The organism is Psychrobacter sp. Ps1, from assembly GCF_022129425.1.
In the GTDB taxonomy this organism is placed as follows: domain Bacteria; phylum Pseudomonadota; class Gammaproteobacteria; order Pseudomonadales; family Moraxellaceae; genus Psychrobacter.
Map to the genome: position 1 here is coordinate 1 of NZ_JADQAN010000026.1, position 25,022 is coordinate 25,022.

General features: G+C 41.1%; 19 protein-coding genes. 8 read left to right on the forward strand and 11 right to left on the reverse strand.

The window, feature by feature from the left end:
• Nucleotides 1–37: 37 nt before the first annotated feature.
• The 3 genes from I3249_RS11745 to I3249_RS11755 form a co-directional block, all read right to left on the reverse strand.
• A complete protein-coding gene (locus I3249_RS11745) occupies nt 38–520 on the reverse strand; it encodes a hypothetical protein (protein WP_238070094.1) in 483 nt (160 codons plus the stop codon).
• Nucleotides 521–713: 193 nt separating this feature from the next.
• A complete protein-coding gene (guaA, locus tag I3249_RS11750) occupies nt 714–2,324 on the reverse strand; it encodes a glutamine-hydrolyzing GMP synthase (protein ID WP_238070095.1) in 1,611 nt (536 codons plus the stop codon).
• A 231-nt stretch (nt 2,325–2,555) separates the two neighbouring features.
• The gene (locus I3249_RS11755; protein WP_238070096.1) at nt 2,556–3,704 is read right to left on the reverse strand and encodes a MalY/PatB family protein; all 1,149 of its coding nucleotides are present in this window, start codon (nt 3,702–3,704) and stop codon (nt 2,556–2,558) included.
• 552 nt (nt 3,705–4,256) lie between these two features.
• Here I3249_RS11755 and I3249_RS13145 point away from each other — a divergent pair.
• The gene (locus tag I3249_RS13145; RefSeq protein ID WP_346268585.1) at nt 4,257–4,889 is read left to right on the forward strand and encodes a hypothetical protein; all 633 of its coding nucleotides are present in this window, start codon (nt 4,257–4,259) and stop codon (nt 4,887–4,889) included.
• Between the two features lie 234 nt (nt 4,890–5,123).
• Here the strand turns inward: I3249_RS13145 and I3249_RS11770 are convergent, their stop codons facing one another.
• The 3 genes from I3249_RS11770 to I3249_RS11780 form a co-directional block, all read right to left on the reverse strand.
• A complete protein-coding gene (locus I3249_RS11770; RefSeq protein WP_238070098.1) occupies nt 5,124–6,533 on the reverse strand; it encodes an McrC family protein in 1,410 nt (469 codons plus the stop codon).
• Complete coding sequence (locus I3249_RS11775; protein ID WP_238070099.1) at nt 6,514–8,661, reverse strand: AAA family ATPase; 2,148 nt, start codon at nt 8,659–8,661, stop codon at nt 6,514–6,516. Before I3249_RS11775 ends, I3249_RS11770 begins: the two co-directional genes overlap by 20 nt.
• Nucleotides 8,662–8,727: 66 nt before the next feature.
• The gene (locus tag I3249_RS11780; protein WP_238070100.1) at nt 8,728–9,528 is read right to left on the reverse strand and encodes a crotonase/enoyl-CoA hydratase family protein; all 801 of its coding nucleotides are present in this window, start codon (nt 9,526–9,528) and stop codon (nt 8,728–8,730) included.
• A gap of 229 nt (nt 9,529–9,757) precedes the next feature.
• On the opposite strand from I3249_RS11780, the gene I3249_RS11785 reads away from it, so the two are divergent.
• Together I3249_RS11785 and rlmF are read left to right on the forward strand one after the other, a co-directional pair.
• On the forward strand, nt 9,758–10,513 hold the full coding sequence (locus tag I3249_RS11785) for a LysE family transporter (protein ID WP_238070101.1): 756 nt from the start codon (nt 9,758–9,760) through the stop codon (nt 10,511–10,513).
• Nucleotides 10,514–10,600: 87 nt separating this feature from the next.
• On the forward strand, nt 10,601–11,638 hold the full coding sequence (rlmF, locus tag I3249_RS11790; RefSeq protein ID WP_238070102.1) for a 23S rRNA (adenine(1618)-N(6))-methyltransferase RlmF: 1,038 nt from the start codon (nt 10,601–10,603) through the stop codon (nt 11,636–11,638).
• A gap of 106 nt (nt 11,639–11,744) precedes the next feature.
• Here rlmF and I3249_RS11795 read toward each other — a convergent pair whose 3' ends face one another.
• The 5 genes from I3249_RS11795 to dnaA all read right to left on the reverse strand — a co-directional run bounded on the left by I3249_RS11795 (nt 11,745) and on the right by dnaA (nt 19,719).
• Nucleotides 11,745–12,368: a manganese efflux pump MntP family protein gene (locus I3249_RS11795; RefSeq protein ID WP_102094837.1), complete on the reverse strand. Its 624-nt coding sequence runs from the start codon at nt 12,366–12,368 to the stop codon at nt 11,745–11,747.
• A 126-nt stretch (nt 12,369–12,494) separates the two neighbouring features.
• Nucleotides 12,495–15,110, reverse strand: a complete 2,616-nt coding sequence (gyrB, locus tag I3249_RS11800) for a DNA topoisomerase (ATP-hydrolyzing) subunit B (RefSeq protein ID WP_238070103.1) — start codon at nt 15,108–15,110, stop codon at nt 12,495–12,497.
• A gap of 510 nt (nt 15,111–15,620) precedes the next feature.
• Nucleotides 15,621–16,805 carry a DNA replication and repair protein RecF gene (gene recF / locus I3249_RS11805; RefSeq protein ID WP_238070104.1) on the reverse strand — a complete coding sequence of 395 codons (1,185 nt, stop codon included), beginning with the start codon at nt 16,803–16,805 and terminating at the stop codon, nt 15,621–15,623.
• 138 nt (nt 16,806–16,943) lie between these two features.
• The gene (gene dnaN, locus I3249_RS11810; RefSeq protein ID WP_238070105.1) at nt 16,944–18,119 is read right to left on the reverse strand and encodes a DNA polymerase III subunit beta; all 1,176 of its coding nucleotides are present in this window, start codon (nt 18,117–18,119) and stop codon (nt 16,944–16,946) included.
• A gap of 160 nt (nt 18,120–18,279) precedes the next feature.
• Nucleotides 18,280–19,719 (reverse strand): chromosomal replication initiator protein DnaA, encoded by a 1,440-nt coding sequence (gene dnaA / locus I3249_RS11815; protein ID WP_238070106.1) that lies wholly within the window; start codon nt 19,717–19,719, stop codon nt 18,280–18,282.
• A 591-nt stretch (nt 19,720–20,310) separates the two neighbouring features.
• Here dnaA and rpmH point away from each other — a divergent pair.
• From rpmH to mnmE, 5 genes are all read left to right on the forward strand, one after another.
• A complete protein-coding gene (rpmH, locus tag I3249_RS11820; protein ID WP_007394757.1) occupies nt 20,311–20,445 on the forward strand; it encodes a 50S ribosomal protein L34 in 135 nt (44 codons plus the stop codon).
• Nucleotides 20,446–20,624: 179 nt separating this feature from the next.
• Complete coding sequence (gene rnpA / locus I3249_RS11825) at nt 20,625–20,996, forward strand: ribonuclease P protein component (RefSeq protein WP_238070107.1); 372 nt, start codon at nt 20,625–20,627, stop codon at nt 20,994–20,996.
• A 1-nt stretch (nt 20,997) separates the two neighbouring features.
• Entirely contained in the window at nt 20,998–21,378 is a 381-nt protein-coding gene (gene yidD, locus I3249_RS11830; protein WP_238070108.1) for a membrane protein insertion efficiency factor YidD, read from the forward strand.
• A gap of 215 nt (nt 21,379–21,593) precedes the next feature.
• Nucleotides 21,594–23,276: a membrane protein insertase YidC gene (gene yidC, locus I3249_RS11835; RefSeq protein WP_238070109.1), complete on the forward strand. Its 1,683-nt coding sequence runs from the start codon at nt 21,594–21,596 to the stop codon at nt 23,274–23,276.
• A 280-nt stretch (nt 23,277–23,556) separates the two neighbouring features.
• Nucleotides 23,557–24,945 (forward strand): tRNA uridine-5-carboxymethylaminomethyl(34) synthesis GTPase MnmE, encoded by a 1,389-nt coding sequence (gene mnmE, locus I3249_RS11840; protein WP_238070118.1) that lies wholly within the window; start codon nt 23,557–23,559, stop codon nt 24,943–24,945.
• The last annotated feature ends 77 nt before the right edge of the window (nt 24,946–25,022 follow it).

Below are 25,022 nucleotides of genomic sequence, written 5' to 3' on the forward strand. Positions count from 1 at the left end.
CTTTATGATTATGTTTGATGACCGTATTAGTAAGCATTTAATCTAAATGGCAGTTACACAGAATCTGGGATGGTCTCATTTTTTCTATATTACCTCGTTCATATATCGAAGAAATAGATTGCGAAGCTATACCATTACGCTGTGCAGTCAAAAGGGCTGAATCAACTAAACCTAAAGGTATTGCAATCGTAGACATAATATCATCGCAAGCACTCAATCTTTTTGTCACTTCTAGACCTAAAGACTGAAAGTCTACTACTTTTTCAGCTTGTAGCTGAGAAAATCTTACTGCTATGCTTTGATTTTCAAAGCTGGAAAAATCTAAACCTGACTGTTGAAATGCTTTTCTAGCAATTTCTCCAACACTAGAAGTCGATCTTATATATTCATATTGACTAGCTACTGCCAACATATTTAATGAGTTTTTAGCTTTGTATAGAGGGTCTATCTGTTTTTGGATTTCATTAAAACTTTCCATTATTGACGGTTCAATCACATCCTCAAGCTGTTTCTTATCCATTTACGTATATCCTTTTTTCAGCTAACTATGAAAAACCATTAAAAGTAATTAGTATTTGAGGACTATTAATTACTTAATCAACTAAATTTCAGTTTTAAATATTCAAACCAAAAAAAGCACCCAACTAAGTTGAGTGCTTTTTATTGCTATATTTAACTAATCAGATTTTTAATTTGATAGTTTTTATTAAGTATTATTCCCACTCAATAGTAGCCGGCGGCTTACTCGACACATCATACGTCACACGTGACACATCAGCGATTTCATTCATAATACGGTTTGATACCGTCTCGATCAAATCATATGGCAGATGCGCAAAGCGTGCGGTCATGAAGTCTACCGTCTCAACGGCACGTAGCGCAATTACCCATGCATAGCGGCGACCATCGCCGACCACGCCGACTGATTTGATTGGTTGGAATACGGCAAATGCTTGTGCCGTCTTGTCATACCAGCCTGAACGCTCAAGCTCTTGCATAAAGATCGCATCAGCCAAACGCAGAATATCAGCGTATTCTTTTTTGACTTCGCCAAGGATACGCACGCCCAAACCTGGACCTGGGAACGGATGACGATAGATCATTTTGGCTGGCAACCCTAGCGTAATACCAAGCTTACGTACTTCGTCTTTGAACAAATCACGCAACGGCTCAATCAATTTAAATGCCAAATCATCTGGCAAACCGCCTACGTTATGGTGGCTCTTGATCACGTGAGCTTTGCCTTGATGTGACTTAGCAGATTCAATGACGTCTGGGTAAATCGTACCCTGCGCCAAGAACTCAACGACTTTACCATCGCTCTGCTCGCTCACTTGACGCGCGCTATCAGCGAATACGTCAATGAACGTCTTGCCGATGATTTTACGTTTTTTCTCTGGATCAGACTCGCCTGCTAGCGCATCTAAGAACAAATCTTCGGCATCAACACGGATGACTTTTACACCCATGTTTTCTGCAAAAATTTGCATGACTTGATCGCCTTCGTGCAGACGCAATAGACCGTTATCAACGAACACACAAGTCAGCTGATCGCCAATGGCTTTGTGCAATAGCGCGGCAACGACTGAACTATCGACACCGCCCGATAGACCTAGCAATACTTGCTTATCACCGATTTGCTCTTTTAACTGTGCGATACGCATATCAGCGATATTGTCTGGCGTCCACTCACCTGCACACTCACAGATTTGATGAACGAAACGGCCAAGCAGCTCTTGACCTTGTAGCGTATGCGTCACTTCTGGGTGGAACTGTAGGCCGTAGTATTGCTTATCATCATTGGCCATAATCGCGATTGGACAGCTTGGCGTGCTAGCGATGATGTCAAAGCCTTCAGGTACTTCGATGACCTTATCACCATGACTCATCCAAACATTTAGCTTGGCAGCCTCGCCGTCAGTCTTGCTGTCTTCGATACCGTCAGTCAGCTGCGAATGCCCATTTACTTCGATAGTCGCCGCACCAAACTCATGAATATCACTGGCATGAACTTGCCCGCCGAAACGATCTGCCATCGCTTGCATACCGTAGCAGATACCTAGTACTGGCACGCCTAGATCAAATACCGCATCGTTAATACGTGGGCTGTTTTCTGCGTGGACGCTCTCAGGGCCACCCGATAAGATGACGCCTTTTGCGCCAAAATCGATGATGCGCTGAGTGTCGATATCATAAGGGAACATCTCACAAAACACCCCAGAATCGCGCACACGGCGAGCGATTAACTGGCTATATTGCGAGCCAAAATCGAGGATTAAGATGCGATCTTCTTTGATTGCAGGAGTGGCAGCAGCAGTGGTCATAAATCGATATCCATCAATAGATAAATTGGTGCCCTATTTTAACAAGTTTACGACCTCTATTGGCTATTAGATGGTTAATTATTCGCGATTATTATTCGCGCATACCCTCAATTTGAATAATTACTCCCTAAGTAAGGATAAAAATAAGCAAAGAGTAGACAGCAAACCCAATTATGAGCAAACTATCTTCCTCTCTGTTTATCAGTCATTTGCTAGGTCTACTACGTAATATCACTCAAAGGCTATACGCATACGATTCAACCCTTCTATCAATATTGCTTTAGGGCAGGCCACATTTAGACGCATCTTTAAATGGCCTTCCTCGCCATATTTAATACCGGCGTTTAGCTCAACTTTAGCAGCTCTAAGCGCATCATACAGCGCCTGATCGTCTTGACTATACGCTGAGCAATCTAACCAAATTAGGTACGATGCTTCTGGGCGCATGATCTTAATATCAGGCAAATACTCATTTAAAAACTGCACGGTCAATTCAATATTAGCCTCGATATAACTAAGCGCCTGCTCTAGCCACTCACCGCCGTGCTCGTAAGCACTGCGCATGGCTGTATACGCAAATAGATTCAGCTCGTACTCGTCATTTAACTGCTGTTTCTGACTGATTTTTTTAATTAGCGCTTTATCTTTAGCAAATATCATAGAGCCTTTGATACCTGCGATATTAAAAGTTTTGGTCATTGAGGTCAGGCTGACTACGTTGTGCTCGTAGCCTTCTGCCAGCGTTAGAAATGGCGTAAACGTATGACCAGTCAGGGTTAAATCTTGATGAATCTCGTCACTAACAATCGCCACATTGTGCTTTTTGCAAATCGTAAGTAGCGCTTCCAGCTCGTCCCTCGTCCATACACGCCCGCCAGGATTATGCGGATTGCACAGTAGATAAAGCTTAACCTCATGCTTGATGATTTTGGCTTCGATATCAGCCAAGTCCAGATGATATTTATCTTCGACTTCCTTTAATGCAGAGAGTACAAGCTTGCGGCCATTTTGCTCAACCTTAGTCATAAAAGGCGTGTAGATAGGATCGTTGACCATTACCGCCTCGCCTACCTTGGTAAAGACATTCATCATCAGCGCTAGGCTTGGCACGACACCAGGGGAAAACAAAATATTTTGCTTTTCTAACTGCAAGTCATAACGACTGCCATGCCAGTTAATAATCGAGTTGTATAAGGCATCAGTAGGCTTGGTATAACCCAAAATGCCATGCTGCATGACTTGCTCAACCGCGCTTAATATCGGTGCGGCAGCCTTAAAATCCATGTCCGCCACCCATAGCGCAATTGTCTCATCGCTATAGTGCCACTTGAGTGACCCGGTATCGCGTCTGTCGATTATTTCATCAAAGTTATATTGCATTGGTACTCTTCTTATTTGGAATAATAATGGTTTGGAACGTCGAAAACACAGCGCAATATGTGCACTATATTATCAATATACGCTACGCTATCTGCTCTAGTAGATTAAGGCGCATTCGTTTTTTTACAAATAATTAAAGTGCTTTTAGACCTTAATTATCCATTTATCGGCTTAAATAACCTTCAAAGATATAAAGTAAACATTATTTCAATAATGATTAAAAATTAATGCTACATTAAGGTTTCGGACTCTATCTATCATAAAGTTATTTGTGCCAGAGTGCGCTGATGTTGCCATGATTATAATCTATCAACATCTACCCAAACTACCTAATAAGCCATCAAGGCTAACAAAAAGGAATGAAGAATGACAATGGACTTTTTACCGAAATCAGTACTAAAGATTAGTGCCCTTACCTTTGCCATTGCCGCAACCGCTTCTTGCACTGCTATGGCAACAGCAACTGACCATTAGACTGCAAATGCAGCTAGTAGCACCGCTATCACTCTTGGCAACGCTGCCACGACTAACGGCACCAATGATACCGTTGCCATCGGTAGTCAGGCTAATGCAGGATTAAACTCAGCTACTGCCGTTGGCGGTCAAGCTAACGCTGCTGGTCTAGGCTCAACCTCTATCGGTTGGCAGTCAAAAGCCACTGCCGAACGTGCGCAAGCTTTTGGTCATCTAGCCAATGCAAGTGGTGTGCGCTCTACTGCTGTCGGTGAAGCAGCTATGGCAGGTGGCAATAATGACACGGTTGCTGTCGGGAATAAAGCCAATGCAGGTCTAAATTCAGCAACAGCCGTAGGCGGTGAAGCTAATGCCGCTGGTCTAGGCTCAACCTCTATCGGTTGGCAGTCAAAAGCTACCGCTGAACGCGCACAAGCGTTTGGTCATCTAGCCAATGCAAGCGGTATGCGCTCTACCGCTATTGGTGAAGCGGCTATGGCACAAGGCGCAACTTCGGTGGCGGTCGGTAATAAATCTATGGCAGGCGGCATGAACAGTATCGCTATCGGTAACGAGGCAAAAGCGTCTAAAGATAACCAAGTCGTGTTAGGTAACGCTGGACAAGTTCAGTCGAGTACCGCAGCACAATCAGGTACGGTCAGAATCGTCACAATCGATGACAACGGCACTTTAGGTACGATGATGGTTGACTACTACAAGTCGGCTAAATAATCGTCAATCACAGCCTAGTTTCTAACGTTGGTACAGATGTAATTAGCTACACTCAATAAAATAAAAAAGACCTCGCAATTGCGAGGTTTTTTTGGTTTGCTTGGTGGTATTTTGGAGTGCTGCGTTAGATTTTGTGGTTATCAGAGTTATTATAAAATTGGAGCTAATCCTGCCATTAGAGATTATCTCATGGCTAAAACGTACCTTAAAACTCATATTATATAGTGACGAATTTTAAATAATCATAAGTGGTTGATTACTACTCTGAATACCTGATAACTCATCAATACTCTTAACTAACTTTGCTTCATTTTCAGCAATAGCTTTTTTAAACTCTGGATAACTTGCAACATGTTGGGGAATGGATAGCTTAAATTTGTGGATACTGCCACCAAAACCATTAAGCAATCCCATATTTAGCGCCAAGTCATCCTCTTCTGTAGGGGCAATATAACCTCCGATATCTGCTTTATACAAAAACAAGTATGACAGGACTTGATTAAGGTCATCTCTATCGATTTTATTATCTTTCATACGCTTATATTTAGCGTCTAAAATAATACGATTGTCTTTCACAAAGTCAGGATAACGACGGACGTTATTACCTGAAAATTTTTGAGCATAGACCTTGATACCACCTTGTCGGTTATTATTAGTGGGATGGTCATATCCGATAGGACGTAGTAGTGTGTTGAGGTACTCCTCCCATAACCACGCTCCATCAAACAAAATGCCGTGAGCCTTATCATCATTGTTAGCGTATTTCAAACCTTCATAACGTAAAATTTGCAGACAGATTTTTTGCAGGCCACTGTATTCCGTAAAGTAAGGATGTACAAAAGGCTTACGGTTAGTATTGATAATAGTATGCCGGTCACGTACATGATATGACGGAGTATGTTGGACAATCAGATTGACGAAATCAAGTGTTTCGCTGTCGCTATGCAACACATCTCTCAGATTGGGTTTTTGTTTGATAAACTCTATGGCGTGACGAATGAGCTGGGAAATTGGATTATCAAAACTATGCTCACGCACACTGTAGGCAACATTGCCTCGAAACGGCAGATTCTGTCGCAGATGGGCTTTGACATCGATAGCCCCTTTGAGACTACTGTCGTTATAGCTTTGCTTTTGATACTCTTTATACAGGCCTTGTGAGAGCGCTTTTTTAAGAAAATGAGGAAATAAATATACTAAAAAATCAAATAGGTTGGTTTGATTTCTACTGTGCTTTAAATCAAACAGGTTAATACACAATACTTTTTGCAGCATATAATGTAGAAAATAATCTTCTTCAATAACCTCTTCTTGATTGGCTTGGTCATCACTATCTACAACAGATGCCCGAGCAAAACGGGACTGGATTTTCAACTGTGTACCTTTTACACCTATAAAGCCCATGACATTGCCTGTCTCTAAAACGGTCTGAGACTCACTAACATTTAATTCAAAGATTGGCTTACTGGCAATATCATCTTCGTTATCTTCAAAATGTGTGGGGAAAATCAATAAATTGGGGTGTGCGGTCACTAGCTCGCCAATATTTTTACTAGCGAGTAGTGATAAATCATCTATAATTTTATTAACGTTTGGCTCATTAGAGCCTAAAATTAATGAGGTATTATCCGTCGTTACGATCATCATCAAACCCTAACTGTAGATTATAGGCATCTTTTAATCCTTGAATCTGTTGCTCAGCATTAGGATAACCACGCAGATATTCAAAAAGTAGCGACTCTAAATGATATGTCCATAACTTATCAAAATCGCCATCATAGTTGGCAAGCTTTAGGAAGTAAGATGGGCCAACGTGATAAGCCGAATTCAATCCTTGCACAGATTCGATAGCCTTGTTTAAATCCATTAGGCGTTGTTCTGCTTCCTCTGCCCAATCATCAATTTGACCTTCCCACATAGATAGTCGATCTGCTGATTTAATTTCTTTCCATGCAAAACGACGGCGCATAGCAAAATCAAAAGACTCAACACTGCGGTCGATATCATTCATTGTGCCAATGATATAGACGTTATCTGGTATATAAAAACCTTCTTTGAATACATCTTCGTCCGTTTGCAAATTGGCATATTGAGTAGTGACTCTACCACTCTCCCCTCGATAGCCAGGGTCAATAGAGAAGAAAAGCTCACCTAATACTTTAGAGATTTCAGCACGATTAATCTCATCCAAGATAATAATGAATTTTTTATTCTGATTATCTGTATTGGTAAGGGTTAAGTCATAGTTTTTTTTGATGTATTCGCATACTGGAATCAGATAAGGCTTCCAGTTGAGCGCTTTGCCTGTTTCAAAGTAATTTTGTATCAACGATTTAGTTAACGTGATTTGTCTCTGTGTTTCACTTGATAAAACAGCTGTGATATTTTCACGCGTATTCACAATAATTGTGAATGGACTTCCTTGGCTAGGCGTCACTAAGTCTATAGCGCTTTCGGATATATCATCTATAAATCTTTGATAAACTTCTTCAAAATTGCTTAACTGTTGATTATTTTGATATTTTCGTGCTTCTTTACAGAACTTTTTAAAGCTTCCATCTCGTAGCTCAAAACCAACTTCTCCGTTTTCATTTTGAATAGGTCGTAAGCCTTCTACAAAGTCAGTATAGTCATAAGATGGATGAAACTGAATGAGTTCATATTCTGCACCCCATTCCTCAGCCAACGTTTTAGCTAAATAGGTTTTACCTGTTCCTGGTGCACCTGTAAGAACAATGTTTTTGTTGGCTAGTAATAACTCGCTAATTTCTTGTAGCAAAGGATTAGTGATAGGTGGCTGATGATTTTGATCACTTGGTTGGTTGTTCGTAGTTAACTCATTAGCAAACTCAAATATTTGTTTGTACAACTCAAAAACATTGCCTTTCAAATCGTTGATAATACTATAGTAGTCTATTAATGGAAGTTTGCCGTCGACCAATGGAACAACCCGCCCAAATAGATTGTATTCACCTTCAGCCATGCTTTTCAAAGAGATTAAATCAATCTCAAATCCTCTGTTTCTGAGAGTTTCGACTATATCGCTATTCTGGATAGACAAAAACGAATCTACGAATGGCCTTGCAAATTCAAGTGACGTTTTATCATTACTAAATGGGACATACTGAGCATTAAAGCCTAGTCCATAGCCAACTTCGCTATCCCTTAAAAATATGTGATACTGGATTTCATTATGTCCCCCTTCATTTATAGCCCAGTCTGCATCATCACCTTTATATTTAAAAAGAATACCTGACGTGGTTGCTCTTTCCTTATTTGATAAAAATTTCCTTGTTTTCCTGAACCCTATTATGAATTCACTCAAGTCTTCGTTAATAAATTTAACAAGAGCATCTAAACTATCAATTTCTAGTTGGCTTGAATCAATAAAGTCTAAATCTATCATTGCCTCTATAAGCTCATCACGTAACCGCCACTCAAACAAGCCACCAGCTACTTTTTTACCAGTCATAGTAATCAGCCACCAGTTTGGCGAACCATCCTCTTTGATTACCTCAAAACGATTTAGCTTACCTTGCAAGCGAGCACTAAACTGAGTAACAAAACCACTTATCGAGGTCGGGTGAGTATGATATTTTTCTGCTAGGTATTTGCAAGTCGCTTTATGATCTGGCTCTAAATAAAAGATACTTAGCGCAAATTTATAATTGTTGGACATAAAGCTGTCATCTGACAGTATCTCTATCCAGTCTTGTTTATTAATAGGCGGTGGGCAGTTATAATCACCATCCTTTACGATAATTTGTTGCAATGAGACATCCTTCTAATAAAATTTTAATAATGGTTTTGTATGACCATACAAGAGAAAGCAAAAAAGCTATTTACCAGTAAACTCAGCCTCACGTCTCTCAACCATCGCCATTACGCCTTCTTTCGCATCTTCTGAATGAAACAGCGGCGGCAGATAGCTATGGATATTGGCCAATGCAGTCGCTGCACCATTTCGACTGGCATCTTGTGCTGATGACAACGCCCCTCTCACACCCAAAGGCGCGGCTTTGCAAATCTCTTGTGCCAGCGTCAGTGCTCGCTCATACTCAGTACCATTAGCCACGACTTCACTGACCAAATTCAGTCTATCAGCCGTTTGCGCATCGAATGCTTTACCAGTGAGTAGATACGGCATGGCTTTTTGCCAGCCAGCAGCGGCTACAAAACGTACCGTCGCACCGCCAAATGGCATGATACCGCGCTGGACTTCCATTTGTGCAAAGTTGCAGTTATCACTAGCGATGACCACATCACTGTTTAGCATCAGCTCGATAGCCACCGTAAAGCAAGTGCCTTTGACCGCCACGACCACAGGTTTGGTACGCAGTTTTCCACCGATGCCCCACGGGTCGATTTGATCATCATTAAACTCAAACACGCCATCGCTTAGCTTGTCTTGCAGCTCTACCAAATCCAGCCCAGCGGTAAAATGATCACCATGCGCAAATATCAGCGCACAGCGTAAATTGTCGTCTTGCTCGTAGCGTGTCATCGCATCAGATAACTGACCAATCATATGACTGTCAAAGGCATTGCGTTTATTGGCGCGATTTAGCCCGACAAGGCAAACATGGCCTTGCGTATTATAAGTGATGCGGTTTTCTATGGCGTTACTATCCGTAGTCATGGTTCCATCCTTGTTAAAATAATCATTGGCATATAATGAATGGTTATATAGTTGAATCTCGATAATTTATCGGTAGAGATTGAGCGATATGTCACCTTTAATATAGACATCCTCGTTCTATAACACAAGCAATAGAGATGACTCGCATAGTGCAAAAATCGATAAAAGTTGACCTCATTTACGATAAGTGCAACTATGTTGCAGGTCTAAGTATGGTTCAGAGTATTTTATGGAATTTTGGCACGGTTTTTTACTCATCACTAGCGTACATCTATTAGCTGCGGCCTCACCTGGCCCTGATTTTGTCTTAGTCTCGCAGCAGACATTAGCAAAAGGTCGACGCACAGGTTTGATTTGTAGTCTCGGTATTACTTTGGGGCTTGCCGTCCATATTATCTATTCTGTATTAGGACTGGCGACTGTCATTGCTCATTCGCAGCCATTATTGACTACTATTAAATGGTTGGGTGGCGGCTATCTGATTTATTTAGGTTGGCAAGGTATCCAAGCCAAACCTAAAAAACCAGCAGATTTAGAGACCGTTCAACTTTTTGAAAAAACACATCCTTTGGAAAAAGCAGATCCGCAAGTAGGTTCAAGCGCTCACGTTTCGCAAGATTCGCTCACTAGCCACACCACACCTACAACCAAAGAAATCACTATCGAAAAATCGCCTAGTAATGGCGAATCTACCTTTGCTACGTTGCGTCGCGGATTCCTTTGTAATGTCTTTAATCCAAAAGCGCCTGTCTATTTTGTAGCTATTTTTACTCTTGTATTGTCGCCTGACATACCGCTTTGGCAATTGGCTATTTATGGTGTATGGATGATGGTGTTACAGATGGCGTGGTTTAGTACGGTCGTCATGCTACTTTCTATCCCTGCGGTACATCGACGCTTCCAAAGATTTGAGCATTGGATCGACCGTGTATTGGGTACTGCAATGATCGTATTAGGGCTTAACTTGATATTGCGTCACCGATAAGCGACCGATAAAGCGCGGATAAACAATTAGCAACCTGCGAAATCTGCTACACTGGTTACTTATATCCATATATCGTAGCCTGACATTATGACAAGTAAGCCCATGACCCGTAACCCTGCAAATAGTAAACACAGAAACAGATCTCCTGCGACCGCAAAAAAACTCGGTCAGCTACACCCGCGCAACCCGCACCAAGGTCGTTATGACTTTGCAGTACTGACTCGCACCTTACCAGAGCTTGCTGACCACACCATTACCAATCCTAAAGGTGAGTCGACGATTAACTTCTCGGATCATCAGGCTGTTCGCGTGCTGAATAAAGCACTGTTGGCGAACTATTACGGGGTTAAATTTTGGGACATTCCTGAAGGTTATCTATGTCCGCCTATTCCTGGACGTGCCGATTATATTCACTATATCGCGGATTTACTGGCGCAAACCACTCACGTAAACGCCGATAACACACCGCCAACAGGTAAAGAAATTCACGCCCTTGATATCGGTACTGGTGCCAGTGCTATCTACCCTATCGTTGGTAGTCAGAGCTATGGCTGGCGCTTTACAGCAAGTGACATTGACCCTATATCGGTCAATACCGCAGCGCTGATTTGTGAAGCCAATCCAAAGCTGAAAAGTGCGGTCAAAGTAAAGCTGCAGCCTGAGCCTAAATTTATCTTTAAAAACATCATTGGTCGTCAAGATTATTTTGACGTCGTGGTTTGTAACCCTCCATTTCATGCTTCATTAGAAGAAGCAATGGAAGCCAATAGTCGCAAGCAGCACAATTTGCAGCGCCATCGTGGTAAGAATGAAAGCGAGCAAATCAGCCGTAGCTCAACCAAATCAGGCAACGCTGCACAAAACTTAAACTTCGGCGGTCAGCACAAAGAGCTATGGAGTGAAGGTGGCGAGATTGCCTTCTTAACCAAAATGGCTAAAGAAAGCCAGAGCTTTGCAGAACACGTTGGTTGGTTCACTACCTTAGTGTCGAAATCTGAAAACGTTAAGCCATTGCAATTATTATTAAAGCAGTTAAACGTCGCTCAAATGCGTATTATCGAAATGAGCCAAGGTCAAAAAAGCACTCGCGTACTAGCTTGGCGCTTTGACACTGACGAAGAGTAACCACTAAGCAAAATTGCCAATTTTAGTTTCACGTGAAACAAAAAAGCACCGTTTTGATATTCCAAGCGGTGCTTTTGTATAAATACTCAGTAAAAAACTAAATTAGCTAAAAAAACATTACTTTTAGACCAATCGCAATAAGCACGATACCGCCCAATGCTTCAGCTTTATCTTCTAGCCATGTGCCTGAGCGACGTCCCAAATAGACCCCGAGCCAGCCAAATATAGCGGTTACTATAGCGATAATAAAGCAAGCTAACCACGCGTTCAGTGCCAATAAATTCAGCGTAAACCCTGCTGCCATTGCATCAATACTGGTTGCAACCGCTAACGTAAACATAGTGCGATGATTGATATGTCCATGCTTACTCGTGGCTATTACTGTGTCGCTACCAGTGTTAATAGCAACATCATTGACGTCCAGATCATCACTGTCATCATCCGACTCATCAGCAGTAAACACTTCGTAAAGCATTTTCCCACCTAGAGCAATCAAAATAGTGCCGCCAATCCAAGGTGCAGCAGCGGCCAACCAACCCAACATTGCCGCACCCAATAAATATCCGATAAGCGGCATGACACCTTGAGCAATACCAAAGTAAAGCGCAGCATAGATAGCCAAGCGCAGTACATATTGATGACTGTATTTTTGAGCCTTAGCACCCAACCCTATCGACACTGCAAACGCATCCATCGCTAAAGCAATAGCGAGTAAAATTACTTCAACCATTTGATTCCCACAAATTATAATTATTAGGTAATAGAAACGCTAACAAATGAGTTTCACGTGAAACAAAAATACCGCCTTGAATATCAAAGCGGTATTTTTATAAATTGTCAGTAACCAGTTTCAAATTTAGATATCTAAGTTCGATACTGTTAGCGCATTCTCTTCAATGAAGATACGACGCGGTTCAACGTGATCACCCATTAAACAGGTAAACATATGGTCAGCGGCGATAGCATCTTCGATAGTAACGCGTAGCATACGACGATTTTCAGGGTCCATCGTTGTATCCCATAGCTGGTCGGCGTTCATCTCACCTAGCCCTTTGTAACGTTGGATAGCTAGACCACGACGTGCATCCAGCATCATTTGTTGCCATAGGTAATCGAAGTCACGCACTGGGATATCTTTCGTTGTGCCCGCACTTGCTTCACGGCGGATGAAAGCATCGCTCTCAAGCAACGTATTCCACTCGCTTGATAAACGCAGCAACTTGCCATACTCACCCGAGTTGATAAAGCTAGCATCTAACAAATAATGGTGTGCTAGTTGATGCACATATACCGTGACGCGTGGCAGCCACTGAGCCTTGGTAGATAAAGCCTCATTATCTAACGCTTCGCCTTCCTCAGTACCTAATACTGGCGTCATACCCAATAGATCTGCTGCGGCTGCGTCCATATTTTTTGGCTGCGGCGCATGGATATTAACCAATTCAATCTCAGGGCTTAGATCGCTACCGAAGTGATCAAGCTTAGTCTGCATTGCTGCTTTCCAATCCTGCATGGCAGACTCATCATAAGTCATGTCAGTGCTAAGTTTTGGCGTATGCGTCAATGCATCCAAAATCACCGCTGGGAAGCGAATCTGCAGACGTGCTTTGATCAACTGCGTTTGGTTGTAGTCGTTAAGCAGTGTCTCGAGCGCTTGACCAGTAATCGCAGGCGCATCAGCACTGATATGCAGCTTGGTATTGTCAATTGTTGAAGACAATAGATACGCTTTAAGCGCTTCGTCATCTTTTAGGTATAACTCTTGACGACCTTTTTTCACTTTGTATAGCGGCGGCTGAGCAATATATACATAACCGCGCTCGATCAATTCAGGCGTTTGACGGAAGAAGAACGTCAACAGCAACGTACGAATATGCGAGCCATCAACATCGGCATCGGTCATGATGATGATTTTGTGGTAGCGTACTTTATCAGGATTATACTCATCAGGACCAATACCACAACCTAACGCAGTAATCAGGTTACCCACTTCGGCAGACGATAGCATCTTGTCAAAACGAGCACGCTCGACGTTCAGAATCTTACCTTTTAGCGGTAAAATTGCTTGCGTTTTACGGCTACGACCCTGTTTAGCTGACCCACCTGCAGAGTCACCCTCCACAATGTATAGTTCAGATAATACTGGATCTTTTTCTTGGCAATCAGCCAATTTACCAGGCAGACCTGCAATATCCAAAGTGGTCTTGCGACGTGTCATCTCACGCGCTTTACGAGCCGCATCACGTGCACGCGCTGCATCGATAATTTTATTAGCAATAGCTTTACCAGCACTTGGATTTTCTAATAGATAATCGTTAAATTTATCGTGCATCGCAGATTCGACAGCAGATTTTACTTCGCTTGATACTAGCTTATCTTTGGTCTGACTTGAGAATTTTGGATCTGGTACTTTCACAGAGACAATTGCAGTCAAACCTTCACGAGCATCATCACCCGTTGCAGCAACCTTTTCTTTTTTGAATAAGTTTTCACGATCCATATAACTGTTCAAACAACGCGTCAATGCTGAACGGAAACCAGATAAGTGAGTACCACCATCTTTTTGCGGGATGTTGTTAGTGAAACACAGTACTTTTTCGTTATACGTATCTGTCCACTGTAGCGCGACTTCTACGCTGATACCGTCATCTTGCTGACTGGTAAAATGGAATACTTCATTGATACCGTCTTTACCAGCATTGATGTAACTAACAAACTCTAGCAAGCCACCTTTATGCTCAAACTCATGGCGCTTATCAATACGCTCATCAGTCAAAACAATACGCACACCAGAGTTCAAAAATGATAGCTCACGTAAGCGTTTTGCTAAGATATCGTACTCAAAGATCGTACCAGTAAACACGTCACTGCTAGGATAAAAGCGTATTTGTGTACCTGTTTGATCGGTTGCTTCCATCTGTTGGATATCGTTATCAGGTACACCATCAGTATAAGTCTGATGATAATGATACCCTTCGCGCCAGATATTCATCTCAAGTTTTTGAGACAGCGCGTTAACTACTGATACACCTACACCGTGCAAACCGCCTGACACTTTATAACTATTGTCATCGAACTTACCGCCTGCATGCAAGACAGTCATAATAACCTGAGCCGCTGATACACCCTCTTCTGGATGGATATCAACAGGCACACCGCGTCCGTTATCCATCACACTGACAGATTCATCTTCGTGAATAACGATATCAATCTGATCACAGTGACCAGCAAGCGCCTCATCGATAGAGTTATCCACTACCTCAAAGACCATATGATGCAAGCCTGTGCCATCATCGGTATCACCGATATACATACCAGGACGCACACGTACGGCCTCTAACCCACGCAATACGCGAATATCTTTAGAACTATAATCAGAAGGTAACACCTCTGAAACTACAGTAGGCACAGCCGCTTCAGTAGCACTGTCGTCTATCAATTGCTCGTGGTCAATAGGTAATGAATCACTCATGTACATTCCTTAATCTAGCCATAATCAGCCATTTATGATTAGCGCACTTATAAAAAGTCCGCTACATAATGGCATCTTAAAATTAACGTCTATTATTCATAATCTAGAGTGCATATGAGCAGCTAAACTACTAACTACCGTTAGCCTCAAAAAAGGCCGCACAGAGATAAAATTAGTAAATTACTTATTAGTAATAGTCTTTGTTTTTCTAACCGTTATTAAAACTATTGAAATAAATAAAATACATAGTTATCAAATACTTATAGATAATTGAAAAATAGAAATCTTTTCTATGATGCTATCAGATAAATTGCTGAGCACAGGACAAAAATAAAGGGTTATTTTAACATTTTTTTGCTTCTAAGTCACTGTTTACTGAGAGTTTTACGGTCTGAGCAAGGTCGTCTTAACATAGTAACTGTTAGGATAAATAGTAGTGGCTAGTGTACTGAATAATGAGAGGTGAAAGTAGATAGGTAATCATCAGGAGTATGAATTAAAAATAAGATATTAATCAGTAAGTAATATCCTACCTTGTTTCACGTGAAACACATTTGGTTGTGACCAAAGTTCATTAACTAAAGGTAAAATATCGTCTTTCAGACTGGTCATAAATACTTGGCAAGGGAGTTTAGCTAGGGTCGATAGCAGTATTCCTATAGCTCTATTATCCAATTCTGCAGTTATATCATCTAGGAGCACAACAGGCGTCGCTCTCGATGACAAATCATCATTGAGTGAGTCACTGCGCTCTCCATCGTTTAGCAACAGTGGTAGTTGCGATAGGCGCAGTGCGGTAATAAGCAGTTTCTTTTCACCGCGAGACAATACGTTTGCTGCTTGCTCTTTTAAGGTAGGTAATTTGGTTGAAGCATCTATCGTTAGATCGTTTGTAGATTCATCAGAACGCCAATGCACATGAATATCAGCACGATGATTGCCTATACGGGTATATCCCAATTGTAAATCCTGCTCCAACCGCTCATTAAGCTGCACATCTAGCGCGACACTGGTGTCATAACCAGCGTTATAGCTCAGGCTCAGTTGCTCAGCGTAAGAAGGCAATAGCTGTACGATACTCTTGGCAAAATAAGGCTGCCATTCAGTAAATACTTGCTCGCGATAATGATGAATCAAGGCAGCATGATTGCTCAGTCCTTTATCCCATGATTTCAGCTCAGCAAACTGTACTTGGGTTAAATGACGAGTACTTTTTAGTAAACTATTGCGCTGTTTTAGGAGACGTTGATAAGCCATCCATTGTGGATGAAATCCTTGTTTCATGTGAAACACTAACCAATCTAGCAACTGTCGACGGCTCGCACTTCCCTGCTCCAACATATCCATTGACGATGGATCTATCAGTAACGTAGGTAGCTGCTCTGTCAAGATACTTTGATTGTAAACAGTGGTTTGATTGAGGCGTAGTATAGTCGTAGCATCTGCTTGCTTTTGAATAGCTAAAGTACGACTATCATTGAGCTTGGCATGAACAGTCGTATTATTCTGATGATGCTGGATATAACGTTTAGGCTGGTGATGGCGAAAGCTTTTACCTCTTGATAACAAGAATATAGCTTCGAGCAACGAGGTTTTACCGCTGCCATTTGCACCGATAATGATGTTGCAAGCAGCAGGCTCTAAACTAATTTGAGTAAGGTTTCTAAGATGGGATATTTGTAGACGTTCAATCATGGTATCGATAGCCGCCCATTAAAGCCTACTTATTTAGCAGTCAAAAGTTTATTAAAAACCAATATATAGTACTGAAAATAAAGCTCTTTGAAACGTACTATTTCTATTCAATTTTGTTTGTTTCTAAAGAAAAACGCATTATATACGCATTGGCATAATGACATACTGATGAAACTCATCATTTAGTTGATTGACCAATACAGAGGCATTCGATTGGCTCATATGCATTTGTAAATCGCCTTGGATAACGCCCAATACATCTTGCAGATAAGCAGCGTTAAATGACAACTCCATTGGCTCACCTTGATACTTAGCTTGTATCATCTCGACTGCTTCATCCTGCTCAGCATTGTTGGCACGTACTTCGACCATACCATCGCTAGCAAAATTAAAGACCACACCACGAGATTTTTCATTACTCAAGATGGCAACACGACGTAGTACGTCTGTCATTTTTTCTTGACTGAATAAAGCCAATTTATCAGTATTGCTTGGCATCACACGGCGATAATCAGGGAACTTACCATCAATCAAACGTGCAGTAAAAGTCACCATCAGATCTTGGCTAACTTGCCCTGTACTATCTACATCACCAAATGGCAAACTTACTTGTAAAAACTCTCGGCCAAAACTTAGGGTAACTGCGTTGTCCTGATCACCCAACATTTTACCAAGCTCAGAAGCTAGACGCTCAAGTTCGATCACTGCCTTACGTGGCAAGATAGCTTGCATATTGAGATCTGCGCTTACATTGATAACACTACGGGCTAATGCCAATCTATGGCCATCTGTTGCTACCGTTGTCAGTTGCTGCTGTGAAACGTCAAACAACATACCTGTTAAGTAATAGCGTACATCTTGAATCGCCATCGCAAACTGCGTTTTGTGAATCAAATCTGTCAGACGATTACGGCTGATAGTCAGAGGTGTGATATTCTCAGGGTTACCCAAGCTCGGATAGTCTTCGCTTGGCAATGTTCCTAATGTAAAACGACTCTTACCACTAGTTAATAAGCAACGCTCATTTGCTTGAGTTGCTAGATTAACTTGAGCCTGTGCAGGTAGCGATTTACAAATATCTTTTAGCTTGGTTGCAGGAAGTGTCGTTGTACCTGTTTCTACACAAGCACCAGCAGGCAATTTCAATGTCGATGTCAGCTCTACCTCTAAATCTGACGCTGTTAAGATAAGCTCAGATTCTGATAGCTGTAGCTTGATATTACCCAATATAACCATATTGTGGCGTTTATCAGCGGCTTTGGCGATCAAGTTGATAGCTTTTAGTAACGATTCTCGATTGATCGATAATTGCATGCTTAATTACTCTTATTTGAATGATTCTTTTATAAATATTTATCGTAATGACTTAATAATACCTTGTCTGCTGACGATAATCTACAAAGCATCTGTGGACTTATATTTTCGATATTATAAACCATCTGTATCTACTAGAATACAACGATATCTAGCGCTTTTATCCTGCCTGTAACATCAGAGCTAGGGTTTTATAATCCTTATCAAATGCAGGATCTGCTGCTCTTAACTCATTTACTTTATCGCAAGCGTGCATCACCGTTGTATGGTCGCGTCCACCGAACGACTGACCAATTTCAGGGAAGCTATCGCCTGTTAATTCACGCGACAAAGCCATCGCTATTTGACGTGGTCTTGCAATACTACGCGTACGTTTACGCCCCATAATGTCTTTGACCGTGACATCATAGTACTCAGCAACTATCTTACGGATGTTATCCATATTTACTGCTTGCACACGCATCGCAACGATGTCTTTTAGCGCATATTGCACCATTTCAAGAGTAATCTGTGCCCCTGTTAAGTTAGCATTGGCAAACACCTGATTTAAGGCACCTTCTAAACGTCTAACATTAGACACCACATTTTGTGCAATGAATAGCGCACATTCCTTTGGCAATACCATACCGTAGGAGGCTGCTTTTTTCTGCAGAATTTGCACTCGAGTATCAATTTCAGGAGGATCAACGGCGACTGTCAAACCCCAAGAAAACCGCGATCTAAATCGCTCATCGAATTCCGTCATCTGGGAGGGATGGCGATCAGAGGCTAAAATAAGTTGTTTATCTCCACTAGTAAAATCTGCAAATAATGTTAGAAACTCATTACTACTTTTAGTCTTCCCTGCCAATACATGAATATCATCTACAATTAATAAATCTACTTTTTTTATCTTCTTTTTGAAATCTTCTATTTTATTATTTCTTAATGAATAAACTAATTGATTTATAAATTTTTCAGAAGTGAAATAATAAAAACTTTGATTATTTTTTAAATAGCGATGAGCTACAGAATGCATTAAATGCGTTTTCCCCAAGCCAGAAGGGCCGTATATAAATAAAGGATTGTGACGATTTTTTGATTGGCGCTTACCAAGCTCATAACAAGCCTTGTAAGCCAAGTTATTGGATTTACCTGTAACAAAGGTTTCAAAAGTAAAGTCGGGGTTCAGATAGCTTAATGATTTTGTATCAGCAGACTCAACTGGCTCATTATGACGCATGTTCGCGTCGATATCTGCTTTTGCGTTGTTATGATGAATAAATTCAAATTTATGTTCGGATGGGGTAGGGGAGACCTCGTCTTCTACAAATAAAGAACCTGATTGACTGTTATCTTCTGCATTGCGGCTAGCATTATCAACACGTACGACGACCTCTTCAATACTACCTTGACTGTGTTTGGTCACTAACTGCTGAATATCCTGAAGATGATTCTTCTTGATATACGTCACAAAATAATCATTGGGAGCAAGAATGATCAAAGTTTGCGCTTCTTGATGAGCTGACAGAGGTCTCAGCCACATAGTAAATACGTTGTCTTTGACGTTATAACGCAAATCGTTTAGACATTTATCCCAAATATTTGCTGTGTCTATCATGAAAAGTACTGACCTTGTAATCTGAAATAATAGTTATTTTTTAGCAATATAAATTGCTACCTAAGCCTCGATATTACACGTAACAACTAACCAAAGAGTTCGTACTGATATCCTATACGAAGGTGTATATCAAGTAGCACCCAATTTAACACAGATACCCTGTGGATAAAACCTTGTTTTTTGTGGATAAGACTGTGGACAGTTTTGTGCATAACTTTCATAAGTTAGTTATCCATATTTAACCCACAGTTTATCCACAGGCTTACCCATAGCCTAATAAATTGATAATAAAAAGGAAAATAGACTTAGCCACAGATAATCATGGTCCCAATAATAACAATACTATACTTATATTAATTGATTATTGTTATAGTACTCGAGTCTAGCTGTGGATAACTTTGGAATTTATAGAATATATAAATATAGAATTTGGTTAACTAGAAATATGTTTCTAAGGAAATATTTTTACTAGGTTCATATGAGTTATTTTCTATTTGGGGACAAAGCAAATTAGTTTATTGACCAAAACTATACTGAATGGTATAATCCTCCGTTATTACGAATTTAGTCCATTATTTTGATAGGTGAGTTATGAAACGTACATTCCAACCAAGCGTGATCAAGCGTAAACGTACTCACGGTTTCCGTGCTCGTATGGCAACTAAAAAAGGCCGTCAGGTCTTAGCTCGTCGCCGCGCTAAAGGACGTCATCGCCTTACTGTATAATCAGTAGATTGCGATAAGCATGGCTAATAGTGCTTGTTGTGTTCTTATTGTTTATAGATTGCGATAGTCAATCATCACAACTGACACTTAGCCATATATTAAAAGCGCCCGCATCGGCGCTTTTTTTGTCTCTATAATTTGTTATCATTTCTTCTATCGTTATTCTACTAGGTTGTACTATGTCCAATACTCTATCAGATACACCTGCAGCTAGTTTCACTAAACAGCAACGCCTGCTTACCCCTGCAGCCTTTCGTGAAGTATTTGACGCACCTGAGCGCAAGATTCATCAGAGTCATTTAATGGCTTTTGTACGCGCCAACGAGCATGCACAGCCGCGAGTCGGTATGGCTATTACTAAACGTAAAGTACCTACTGCTGTCGCTCGTAATCTGATCAAAAGATATGTACGTGAAGAGTTCCGTACCAAAGCTTTTAAAATGGAAAATAAAGATATTGTTTTTATTGTCAAAAAATCTATTAAAGATATAGATAATAAAGAAATAAAAAATCAAATAATTAATATATTTAAAAAAATAGAAAAAAAATAAAATGAATACTTTATTAAAAATAAAAAATATAAATAAAATTTTCTATAAAATATTTTTTAATTTAATTGTTTTTTATCAAAAAATAATTAGTCCTATAATACCTGCTCGTTGTCGCTATTATCCGACATGCTCAAATTATGGCAAACAAGCTTTAACATGGCATGGTATTCGCAAAGGTGGTTGGTTGTTGTTAAAACGTCTTAGCAGGTGTCACCCTTTAGGTGGGCATGGTATAGACTTTGTACCCTTACCTTTAGCTTCCTATAGCTATCAATACATATCTTTTACTGATGTATCAAATAATAACATTCAGGGTTTAGGTGTATATCGAGACAATACTAGCTATGTTTCACAACTTAATCACTTGATGAAATCAACATAAAGTCGACCTCTCTAGTCTCAGATAGATACTCTATTGAGTTACCCACAAGTTATCCACACTCTTGGTATCATTTGAGACAGATTTTTAGTAAAATGATGCACATTTTATGTAAATGACTACTAATGCAGTTGCAATGTGACAGGACAGCTGTGTAGTACAGTCATGACACATGCCCTAATTTTTCATTCCCTAATTTTTTAATCTAGGAAAGGTTTATGCAAAAGATATTTCGGGTGATGATCATCATTGCGATGCTAATTACCGCTTATCTGCTGATTTTGGCATGGCGAGATGATTATGCCGATGCTCCAGCTGTAGATGCGGTGCCAGAAACTACGAGTTCGGTAGGTGCTGACATTCCTTCTACTACTGGTGCAGCAGGTGATATCCCGGTACAGACATTACCTGTGGATAACAGTGCCGTGACAGCGACGCCTGCGAAAAACGCTGGTCTAATCACGGTAACAACTGATCGCTATGATATAAAAATCAATCCAGAAGGTGGTGATATTGTTTATGCTGCGCTCAAGCAGTATGACGCAACGCTCGATAGCGATAAGCCTTTCGTATTGTTAGAAAACAACAGTAACCGTGTGTATGTGGCTCAATCTGGACTTATTGGTCAGAACGGTATTGATACAGCAGAAGGTAGAGCGACTTATAGCCATACTGCTAACAATTATGTGATGGAAAATGGACAGCAAACGTTGTCAGTGCCGCTTACTTACAAAAAAGACGGCGTGACGATTACCAAGACTTTCACTTTCACTGAAAATAAATATCCAATCGATATTAGCTATCAGATTCAAAACGCGTCTACCAATGCTTGGCAAGGTCAGATGTTTGCACAGTTAAAGCGTGATGATAGTAAGGATCCTGGCATGTCTGATAAAGGCGCGCTGAGCATGGCGACTTATCTAGGCGGCGCTTGGGGTACACCAGATGATCCTTATAACAAGCTGAAATTTGGTGACTTTAGTGATGGTGAGTTGACGACGACTAGCGATAAAGGTTGGGTTGGTATCGTACAGCATTACTTTGTATCTGCTTGGACGCCTGAAAACTTCACTGGCAAATTCTTCACTCGTGAAACAGGTAGTGATTACTTTATCGGCTTCAATAGCCAACCGGTGAACGTAGCACCAAACAAACAAGTTACTTTAAATGCAACACTGTATGCAGGTCCAAAAGTTCAGTCTGAGCTAAAAGACGTTGCGGTAGGCCTTAATAAAACAGTTGATTATGGTCTGCTATGGCCAATATCAAAGGTCTTATTTGCTATCTTGGAAGGTGTGCATAAGGTTGTTGGCAACTGGGGTTGGTCAATTATTTTACTGACTATCTTAGTAAAAATTGCCTTGATGTGGTTCTCTAATAAGAGCTATTACTCGATGGCTAAAATGCGTGCCATTGCGCCGAGACTCAAAGTGCTCAAAGAAGAGCATGGCGATGATCGTATGAAAATGTCGCAAGAGATGATGGCGATATACAAAGAAGAAAAAGTCAATCCGATGGCGGGTTGTCTACCAATCTTGATGCAGATGCCTATTTTCTTAGCTTTATATTGGGTGTTGGTAGAGAGTGTTGAGCTGCGTCATGCACCATGGATTTTGTGGATTCAAGATTTGTCAGCGATGGATCCATGGTTTATCTTGCCGTTGTTAATGGGTGCATCAATGTTTGTACAGCAGCAGTTGAACCCACAGCCAGCAGATCCGATGCAAGCAAAAGTCATGAAGTTCTTGCCGATTATCTTTACTGCATTCATGCTATTCTTCCCAGCAGGTTTGGTTTTATATTGGACAGTCAACAACCTGTTTAGTATGACTCAGCAATATATCGTCAATAAGAAAGTCGATGAAGAGCAGAAGCGTCGTACGGTAAAAGTGGTCGATTAATTAGTTCTTTATCAGAAATACAAAAAACCATCGCGCAAGCGGTGGTTTTTTTATACGTGGTGGACAAGTGGTAAATGTTATCCACAGCTTATCAACATTATCCACAGTTTATAAATATTGAAACGAATATATGTCTGATACATCTACCTTTCAAAGTTTGCTTTGTCAGTATGAGTCCAGACGTCTATAATGGAGCTTTTAAACATTGAGAGTCATTGTGGATTCCTTAGAGACAGCATTAGCCGTACCTAATTCTTCTGAAAAGTCTAATACATCTGGATTGGCCACAATTGCTGCGATTGCAACGCCGCTTGGGCGAGGAGGTGTGGGTGTCATACGTCTATCAGGTAGTCGTGCTTACGACATGGCATGCGCTCTAACAGGTAAGTCTGCTTTTACCCCGCGGATGGCCAGCTTTTGTCGTTTTTATCAGGCTGATGGCACTGTCATTGATGAGGGATTGGTCTTGTTTTTCAAAGGTCCGCATTCATTCACAGGTGAGGACGTTATTGAGCTGCAAGGGCATGGCGGTGTTATTTTGCAAAATCAGTTGCTCGCGCGAGTTTTTGAGCTAGGTGCCAAGCAAGCAAGTGCAGGAGAGTTCTCTTACCGTGCCTTTGATAATGACAAGTTGGACTTGGTGCAGGCCGAAGCGATCGCTGATGCGATTGATGCGACCAGTGCCGCTGCGGCTAGTAGTGCAATTCGCTCTCTAAGCGGTGAGTTTTCACAAAAAATTAACCAGCTACTAGAACAATTGATTCATCTTCGTTTACATGTTGAAGCAGCGATTGATTTCCCCGACGAAGAAGACGTGGACTTTTTGTCTGATGGAGTCATACAAAGCAAACTTGAGCAGACGCAAGATAAGATACAACAAGTCTTAGCAACGGCAAAGCAAGGTCAGCTTTTGCGCGACGGTATCCATGTCGTGCTAGCAGGTAGGCCAAACGCAGGTAAATCTAGCTTGCTCAACCGCCTTGCAGGACAAGAGCGTGCTATCGTGACTGATGTCGCGGGTACGACACGTGATACGTTGCAAGAGACAGTCGTGCTCAATGGTTTGACCCTACATCTGACCGATACGGCAGGCCTACGTGAGACAGAAGATACTGTAGAGCGTATCGGAATTGAGCGTGCCCGTACTGCCATCACGCAGGCTGATATGCTATTGATGGTCTATGATGTGACTCGCGATGTTGAAGAAGAGAGCACACCGTTACAGCTTGCTGAACAGTTATTTGGTGAACTGCCAGAAGCTAAACGCTTACTAATCATTGCTAATAAAAGCGACTTATTGAGCGATAATGATAGAGAAGAAAGTGCGGCTATGACCCAAGCTCAAATCAAGAATAGAGGTTATCAACAAGTTAATGTTTCATGTGAAACAGGTGTGGGTATTGATAATTTGGTTGAAGCCCTATGTGAGAAAGTAGGCTTTCATCCACCAGAGAATAGCTTAATCGCTCGTACCAGACATCTCGACGCGCTTAGACGAACTGCTAATTTCTTGGCAGAGGCGCATGAGCAATTAACCGTGTTCGAAGCAGGTGAGTTGGTTGCTGATAGTTTACGTCAGGCACAGCAGAGTCTGGGTGAAATCACGGGTGAGTTTAGTGCTGATGACTTATTGGGTAAGATATTCGGCAGCTTTTGTATTGGTAAATAACTAGTAAACGGTGTTCTTTATTATTTAATGAATTAGCTATCTTGAAAACACTGCTCTTATTCTCAATCGTAAAATAA

What these genes read in the sequence shown, in the direction of transcription:
- recF (WP_238070104.1), bottom strand. Translation starts at nt 16,805, where the DNA reads ATGATTGAACGTCTACAAATATCCCATCTTAGAAACCTTACTCAAATT.
- I3249_RS11785 (WP_238070101.1), top strand. Translation starts at nt 9,758, where the DNA reads ATGGAATTTTGGCACGGTTTTTTACTCATCACTAGCGTACATCTATTA.
- I3249_RS11795 (WP_102094837.1), bottom strand. Translation starts at nt 12,368, where the DNA reads ATGGTTGAAGTAATTTTACTCGCTATTGCTTTAGCGATGGATGCGTTT.
- I3249_RS11755 (WP_238070096.1), bottom strand. Translation starts at nt 3,704, where the DNA reads ATGCAATATAACTTTGATGAAATAATCGACAGACGCGATACCGGGTCA.
- rnpA (WP_238070107.1), top strand. Translation starts at nt 20,625, where the DNA reads ATGTCCAATACTCTATCAGATACACCTGCAGCTAGTTTCACTAAACAG.
- guaA (WP_238070095.1), bottom strand. Translation starts at nt 2,324, where the DNA reads ATGACCACTGCTGCTGCCACTCCTGCAATCAAAGAAGATCGCATCTTA.
- yidC (WP_238070109.1), top strand. Translation starts at nt 21,594, where the DNA reads ATGCAAAAGATATTTCGGGTGATGATCATCATTGCGATGCTAATTACC.
- dnaN (WP_238070105.1), bottom strand. Translation starts at nt 18,119, where the DNA reads ATGCAATTATCGATCAATCGAGAATCGTTACTAAAAGCTATCAACTTG.
- gyrB (WP_238070103.1), bottom strand. Translation starts at nt 15,110, where the DNA reads ATGAGTGATTCATTACCTATTGACCACGAGCAATTGATAGACGACAGT.
- I3249_RS11770 (WP_238070098.1), bottom strand. Translation starts at nt 6,533, where the DNA reads ATGATCGTAACGACGGATAATACCTCATTAATTTTAGGCTCTAATGAG.
- dnaA (WP_238070106.1), bottom strand. Translation starts at nt 19,719, where the DNA reads ATGATAGACACAGCAAATATTTGGGATAAATGTCTAAACGATTTGCGT.
- yidD (WP_238070108.1), top strand. Translation starts at nt 20,998, where the DNA reads ATGAATACTTTATTAAAAATAAAAAATATAAATAAAATTTTCTATAAA.
- rlmF (WP_238070102.1), top strand. Translation starts at nt 10,601, where the DNA reads ATGACAAGTAAGCCCATGACCCGTAACCCTGCAAATAGTAAACACAGA.
- I3249_RS11780 (WP_238070100.1), bottom strand. Translation starts at nt 9,528, where the DNA reads ATGACTACGGATAGTAACGCCATAGAAAACCGCATCACTTATAATACG.
- I3249_RS11745 (WP_238070094.1), bottom strand. Translation starts at nt 520, where the DNA reads ATGGATAAGAAACAGCTTGAGGATGTGATTGAACCGTCAATAATGGAA.
- rpmH (WP_007394757.1), top strand. Translation starts at nt 20,311, where the DNA reads ATGAAACGTACATTCCAACCAAGCGTGATCAAGCGTAAACGTACTCAC.